The organism is Phreatobacter sp. (assembly GCF_052440005.1).
GTDB lineage: Bacteria > Pseudomonadota > Alphaproteobacteria > Rhizobiales > Phreatobacteraceae > Phreatobacter.
In genome coordinates this window covers 44,017-50,916 of sequence record NZ_JBQVQL010000022.1, presented here as the reverse complement: position 1 = coordinate 50,916, position 6,900 = coordinate 44,017, and the positions used below count along the sequence as shown (strand labels likewise).

General features: G+C 69.0%; 5 protein-coding genes. 1 reads left to right on the top strand and 4 read right to left on the bottom strand.

The features are described from left to right. The 3 genes from ACT6XY_RS07895 to ACT6XY_RS07885 all read right to left on the bottom strand — a co-directional run. A partial coding sequence (locus ACT6XY_RS07895) for an efflux RND transporter permease subunit (protein ID WP_444747788.1) occupies positions 1-3,144 on the bottom strand: 3,144 nt, incomplete at its 3' end. A 12-nt stretch (positions 3,145-3,156) separates the two neighbouring features. Then, entirely contained in the window at positions 3,157-4,305 is a 1,149-nt protein-coding gene (locus ACT6XY_RS07890; RefSeq protein ID WP_444747787.1) for an efflux RND transporter periplasmic adaptor subunit, read from the bottom strand. Further along, positions 4,302-4,928: a TetR/AcrR family transcriptional regulator gene (locus ACT6XY_RS07885; protein WP_444747786.1), complete on the bottom strand. Its 627-nt coding sequence runs from the start codon at positions 4,926-4,928 to the stop codon at positions 4,302-4,304. The genes ACT6XY_RS07890 and ACT6XY_RS07885 overlap by 4 nt, the downstream gene beginning before the upstream one ends. A 292-nt stretch (positions 4,929-5,220) precedes the next feature. Between ACT6XY_RS07885 and ACT6XY_RS07880 the strand changes: the two genes are divergently transcribed. Beyond that, positions 5,221-5,547, top strand: coding sequence for a ComEA family DNA-binding protein (locus ACT6XY_RS07880; protein ID WP_444747785.1), 327 nt, complete (start codon positions 5,221-5,223; stop codon positions 5,545-5,547). A gap of 152 nt (positions 5,548-5,699) precedes the next feature. Here the strand turns inward: ACT6XY_RS07880 and argE are convergent, their stop codons facing one another. Next, positions 5,700-6,863: an acetylornithine deacetylase gene (argE, locus tag ACT6XY_RS07875; RefSeq protein WP_444747784.1), complete on the bottom strand. Its 1,164-nt coding sequence runs from the start codon at positions 6,861-6,863 to the stop codon at positions 5,700-5,702. Between the last annotated feature and the right edge of the window lie 37 nt (positions 6,864-6,900).

The following is a 6,900-nucleotide window of genomic DNA, read 5'->3' as shown; positions in this document are numbered from 1 at the left end:
GCCGGGAGGCGGGGCGTCGGCCGGCAGCAGCAGCGGCGGCGCGCCGTGCCCGCCATGGCCGGCGGTCGCCGCGTCGGGCTCGTCGGTCGGGCCGACGAAGCGGCCGAAGATCCAGCCGAAGATGCGGCCGACGTCATCCATCACCGTGTAGAATGACGGGACGAAGACGAGGCTGAGCACGGTCGACACCAGCAGGCCGCCGATCACCGCGATGGCCATCGGCGCGCGGAACTCGCCGCCGTCGCCCGCGCCGAGAGCCGGCGGGATCATGCCCGCGCCCATGGCGAGGGTGGTCATGATGATCGGACGGGCGCGCTTGCGGCCGGCGTCGAGGATCGCCTCGCGGCGCGGCATGCCCTCCCGCGTTTTCTCCACCGCGAAGTCGACCAGCATGATCGCGTTCTTGGTGACGATGCCCATCAGCATGAGGATGCCGATGACCACCGGCATGGAGATCGCGTTGTTGGTGAGCAGCAGCGCGATGATGACGCCACCGAGGGAGAGCGGCAGCGACATGAGGATGGTCAGCGGCTGGAAAACCGAGTGGAACAGCAGCACGAGCACGCCGAGCACCATGAGCAGACCCGTGCCCATGGCGACCGCGAAGCCCTGGAAGACCTCCTCCATGACCTCGGCGTCGCCGCCACGCTGGAACGACACACCGGCAGGCAGGTTGCGGGCTGCCGGCAGGGCGAAGACCTGCTCGAGCGCCGGACCGATTTCGAGGCCGCGGCCGAGATCGGTGCCGATGTTCACCCGGCGCACCCGGTTGTAGCGCTCGATCGAGGAGGGGCCCTGGCCGAAGGTGATGTCGGCCACCGCGGTCAGCGGCACCTGCTGGCCGGACGGCGTGGTCACCGTCAGCGCAGAGAGGATGTCGAGGCGGGCGCGGGCGTCCGTGTCGAGCTGCACGCGGATCGGCACCAGCCTGTCCCCCGCGTTGAACTTGGCGAGGTTCGCCGCCACGTCGCCGATCGTGGCGATGCGCACGGCTTCCGAGATCTGGTCGGTGGTGATGCCGTAGCGGGCCGCCTCGTCCGTCTTCGGCACGACGCGGATCTCCGGCCGGTCGAGGCCGGCGGTGGCGGCGACGTTCACGAAGCCCGGAAGCTGGCGCATCTCGGCTTCCAGCGAGGCGACCGCCTTCGACAGGTTCGCCGCATTGTCGCCGCGCACGATGATCGACAGCTCGCGCTCGCCGCGGTCGTTGACGTACCAGGCGCGGATATCCGGGATCTGGGTGAAGAGCGGCGAGGTCGCCTGCTGGATCTGCCGCTGCTTGCGCTCGCGTTTGGTCTTGTGGACCAGGCGCACGATGACCGTGGCGCGGCGGATTTCCAGCGTGCCCACCGGGTTGGAGCCGCCGATGACCAGGACCGATTCCACCTCCGGCGTCTTCTCGCGGATGAGCTTGGCGAGCTGGTCGGAGCGTGCCCGCGTGTCCTCCAGGGTCGAGCCTGGCGGCAGTTCCATGGAGATGACGAAGCGCGCCTCGTCCGGGAACGGGATGAAGCCCGTGGGGAGGAACTTCACCGCCCAGATCGACACCGCGAAGACGCCGATGCCGGCGAGCAGCGTGAGGTAGCGGAAGCGGATCGTGCCCGACAGGAAGCGCAAGTAGGCGCGCATGAGGACGCCGTCACGGGCTTCCTTGTGTTCGTGGGGCCTGAGGAAATAGGCCGCCAGCATGGGTGTTATCAAGCGTGCCACCAGCAGCGAGAACAGCACCGCGATGGCCACCACGAGGCCGAACTGCTTGAAGTACTGGCCGGCGATGCCGCCCATGAACGACACCGGCGCGAAGACGGCGACGATGGTCAGCGAGATCGCGATGACCGCGAGACCGATCTCGTCCGCCGCCTCCATCGAGGCGCGGTAGGGCGACTTGCCCATCTTCATGTGTCTGACGATGTTCTCGATCTCGACGATGGCGTCGTCGACGAGGATGCCCGTGACGAGGATGACCGCCAGCAGGGACACGAGATTCATCGAGAAGCCGAGCATGTCCATTACCCAGAAGGTCGGGATGATGGACAGCGGCAGGGCCACCGCCGAGATGATCGTGGCGCGGAAGTCACGCAGGAACAGGAAGACGACGATGACCGTGAGGCCGGCGCCTTCCAGCAGCATGGTCATGGCCGAGGTGTGGTTGCCGGCCGTGTAGTTCACCGAATTGTCGATCTCGGTGAAGGTGATGTTGGGATGCGCCGTGCGCAGCTCGTTGATCTTGGCCCGGGCGAGGGCGGCGACGCGCACGTCCGAGGCGCCCTTCGAGCGGAAGACCTGGAAGGCCACCGTCGGGGTCTCGCCGTTGAGGCGGGTGAAGCTCTTCGGCTCCTCGTAGAGATCGGTCACGGTGCCGAGGTCGGAGAGCACGACCTGTCGCCCGCCCGGGAGCACGATCCGGGTGGCGGCGAGTTCCTCCACCGTCTGGGCGCCGGCGAGCGTGCGGATCGACTGCTGCTGGCCGCCAATGTCGCCCTGGCCGCCGGCGAGGTCGACGTTGGTGGCGCGCAGCTGCCTGTTCACGTCGCCGGCGGTGATGCCGAGCGCCATCAGCCTGTTGGGATCGAGGGCGACGCGGATCTCACGCAGCACGCCGCCGTTGCGGCTGATGCGGCCGATGCCGCGCAGCCCCTGCAGCTCGCGCTTCACCGTGTCGTCGACGAACCAGGAGAGCTGCTCCAACGTCTTGGCGGGGGCCGCGACGGCCACCGTCATGATGGCCTGGTTCTCGATGTCGAGCCTCTCGATGATCGGCTCGTCGATGTTGCGCGGCAGATCGGCGCGGATCTTGGCGATGGCGTCCTTGACGTCGTTCAGCGCCCGGTCGGTGTTCACCTCCAGGCGAAACTCGACCACGGTCGAGGACTGGCCGTCGGTCAGGTTCGAGATGACGTTCTTGACGCCGGTGATGTTGGCGACCGCGTCCTCGACACGCTTGGAGATCTGGCTTTCGAGCTCGGCCGGCGCCGCGCCTGCCTGCGTCACCCGGATCTGGATGAGCGGCACGTCGATGTTGGGAAAGCGCGTGATCGGCAGGTTGTTGTAGCTCATCCAGCCGAGGAAGCAGAGCACGATGAACAGCACGATCGAGGGGACCGGCTGGCGGATCGAGTAGGCGGAGATGTTGAAGGAGGACATGACCCGGCCTCCTCAGCGCTGGGTGGCCGCGACCGGGGTGACCCGGTCGCCGTTGCGGACGAAGCTTCCCGAGACCACCACGACCTCGTCGCCCTCCGCGATGCCGCCGCGGATCTCGACGCGGCCCTGGGCGCGCAGGCCGACCACGACCTCGCGGGTCTCGACCACGCCGTTCTTCACGACCTGGATGGTGCTGGTCGGCCCGAACATCACCGCCGAGAGCGGCACGGTGAGCCCGGTCGAGCGGGCGACCTCGACCGTGGCGCGTCCGAAGGCGCCGAGCGGCGGCCGCTCGTCGGCGGTGAGGGTGACGCGGACGCGGCCGAGCCGGTTGGTGCGGTTGACCTCCGGCGCCACGAGACGGACCGTGCCGGCGAAGGGCTTGTCATAGCCCGCCGCCTCGACCGTCGCCGGCTGGCCGGGACGCATGCGGGCGAGCGTCGTCTCCGGCACGTCGGCCTCGAGCTCGACCTCGGAGTCGGCGATGATGCGGAAGAGCGGATCGCCGGCCGCCGCCGCGAGGGCCCCGAGACGGGCCGTGCGGCGGGAAATGGTGCCGCCGACCTTGGCCTTGATCTCGGTGCGGGCGATGCGCAGCTCGATGTCCCGGCGCTGGGCGCGGGCGAGCACGAGATCGGCTTCGGCGAGGGCGAGGGCGTTGGTCGCGGATTCGACCCGGGCGCCGGCGGTGCGGGCGGCACTGGTCCGCTGGTCGAGGGCGTCGGCGGTCGATGCGCCGCTGCGCTGGAGCTGCTGGGTGCGCTCGAGCTGCTGCTGGGCGAGGGTGCGCGCGGAGGTGGCTTCCACGATCGAGGCGCGCGCCTGGGCGATGGCGGCCTCGGCACGGCTGATCTGGGCGGCGTTCTGGGCGAGCTGCACGTCCAGCATCTCGCGGTTGAGTCGCGCCAGCACCTGGCCGGCCGAGACCTTGTCGCCTTCCTCGGCCATGATCTCGACGATGGTCAGTCCGTCGACCTCGGGCGACACCATGACCTCGTCGCGGGCGACGAAGGAGCCGGTGACGATCACCGTCTCGCGCAGCTCGGTGCGCGAGGCGGCGGCCACCGTGATGGCGGGCGCCACCGACTGGGCGGCCGCAGCCCCGGCCAGGGCGCCTGCGAGGATGCCGACGAGAAGGAAGGTGCGGGCGGGGGCGGTCATGGTGTTATCAGCCTATCATCGGCCGGCGTGGCGGGTGGCAGCAGCATGGAACGCAGGATGGTGAACATCAGTGCGACATGCGGCTCGGGATCGAAGCGGGTATCGCGGGCGCGGCGCAGCATGAGTCCGTCGGCGAAGGTGATGAGGAACTGCACGGCACGTTCCAGATCAGCCCCGGGATGGGTCTGGCCGCGGTCGCGGGCCACATCCATCGCAAAGCGCATCTTGGCCTCGATGAATGCGTCTATCTTCTTACGGAGCGCGCCGATCTGCGGATTTCTCGTCGCCTCCGACATGATCTCGACCCAGAGCTGGCAGCTCTCGCGCGGCTCCTCGATCATGTGGAAGCGGGCGAGCGCCTCGAAGGCGCCCCAGATGTCGGGGGCCTGGGCGAGGGCGGCGAAACCCTCGCCGACCTCGGCGAAGTCGCGCTCGCACAGACCCTCGATCATCGCCTCCTTCGAGGGGAAATAGCGATAGAGGTTGCCCGGGCTCATCCCGGCCTCGGCGCAGATCTCGCTCATCGAGGTGCCGTGGAAGCCGGAGCGCACGAAACAGCGCTCGGCGGCGTCGAGGATGGCCGTCTTGCGGTCGATGCGTTGGGCTATGTCGATCCGCGGCATGGCGACGGGCGATCCTCGGGGCGCAGTCTCCATAGGGCAGGGCGAAACGCACTGCAACAAAAAAGAGAATGAACATTCATTTTTATAAGACCGCCCGTAAGGCAGCGCCCGTCGGATGTGGCTTCTGACGGATGCCTCAACGGCATGTTCGGCCGGCGTTCATCGCAGGAACACGGTCGCAGCGAAAAGCCGTCTTGCATGCGCCATCAACGGATGGTGACCTCGCATGGTCGGCAGGAGCGGCGCAGCGTTGCGAGGCCCCCTGGAACCGGCACCACGGAAGGACACGCCCATGCTGAAGACCCTGATGCTCGCCGCCTCCCTCGCTCTCGCCGGCACCGCCGCCATGGCCCAGACCGCGACCCAGCCGGCGACCCGGCCCACGGCCCCCGCGACGACGCCGGCACCTGCCGCGACGACCCCGGCCGCGGCCCTCATCGACATCAACTCGGCGACCGAGGCCGAATTGCGCGTGCTGCCGGGCATCGGCGAGGCTCGGGCCCGCGCGATCATCGCCGGCCGGCCCTACCGCGGCAAGGACGAGCTGGTCCGCAAGAACATCGTGCCGCAGGGCGTCTATGACGGCATCCAGGCGCGCATCATCGCCCGCCAGCGCTGATCCGCAGGCTCGTCACCGTCCGCGCCGGGAGGCGCGGGCGGTGCGGTCGTAATTCGGTGATTGCCTGCACGACCCGAGTGCGTCCTTCGAGGCTCGCCTCCTGACGAAGGACGTACGTGATCCGTGCAGGGGAAGCCGTCCCGGTGCCTCCCTCAGGCCGAGCACTCGCGGATCACGCCGGCGATGAAGGCGTCGCATTTGGCAAGTTCGGACACCTCGACCCACTCGTCGGGCTGGTGCGCCTGCGCGATGTCGCCCGGGCCGCAGATGACGGTGGAAATGCCGGCCGCCTGGAACAGGCCCGCCTCGGCGCCGTAGGGCACCACCTGGATGCCGTTGTCGCCGGTGAGCCGGCGCGCGAGGCGCTCGGCCTCGCCATCCTCCTCTCGCACCAGCGGCTCGCCGCCGACCCGCCAGGTGATGTTCACGCCGGCGTCGGGATGCACCGCCTTCATCGCCGGTTCGATCTCGCGGCGGACGAAGTCCTGGTATTCCCTGACGTAGCGCATGCCGTCGTCGCCCGGCACGACGCGGATGCCGGTGACGAAGTGGCAGTCCAGCGCGGTGATGTTGTGCGCCGTGCCGCCCGACAGGGTGCCGACATGCAGCATGGTCCAGCCGGGGTCGAAATAGGGCGCGCCGCCATTCGCCTCGGCCTCGGCCTTGTTCTTGAGGTCGCGCTCCTCGATCCAGCTGACGAGGCGGGCGGCGACGAAGATGGCGGAGACGCCGGCATAGCGGTTGGAGGAATGGACCTCGTGGCCGCGCACATGGGTGTCGATGCGCATGTAGCCCTTGTGGCCGGTGACCACCTTCATGCGGCTCGGCTCGCCGACGATGCAGAGCGAGGGCCGCGTCCAGTCCTTGCCCAGCCGGGAAATGACGGCGCGGGCGCCGTCCATGCGGATCTCCTCGTCGGCGGTGAGGCAGATGTGGATCGGCCGCTTCAGGTCGGCGGCGACCATGGCCGGCACCGCCGCCAGCACGCAGGCGTCGAACCCCTTCATGTCGCAGGTGCCGCGGCCGTAAAACCTGTCGCCCTTCGGCGTCAGGGTGAACGGGTCCGAGGTCCAGGGCTGGCCTTCCACCGGCACCACGTCGAGATGGCCCGAGAGCACGACGCCGCCGTCGATGCGCGGGCCGACCGTCGCCCAGATGTTGGCGTTGCGGCCGTCGGGCTGGTGGATCACCTCGTAGGCGACGCCGTGCGCGGTCAGGTACTCGCCGATGAAGGCGACGAGATCGAGGTTGCTGGCGTCGGACACCGAGGGGAAGCCGACGAGGCGTTCGAGAAGTTCGATGCTGGTGAGTGTCATGGGACCGAGGGAGCCGACAGGAGCCATGCGCGTCAAG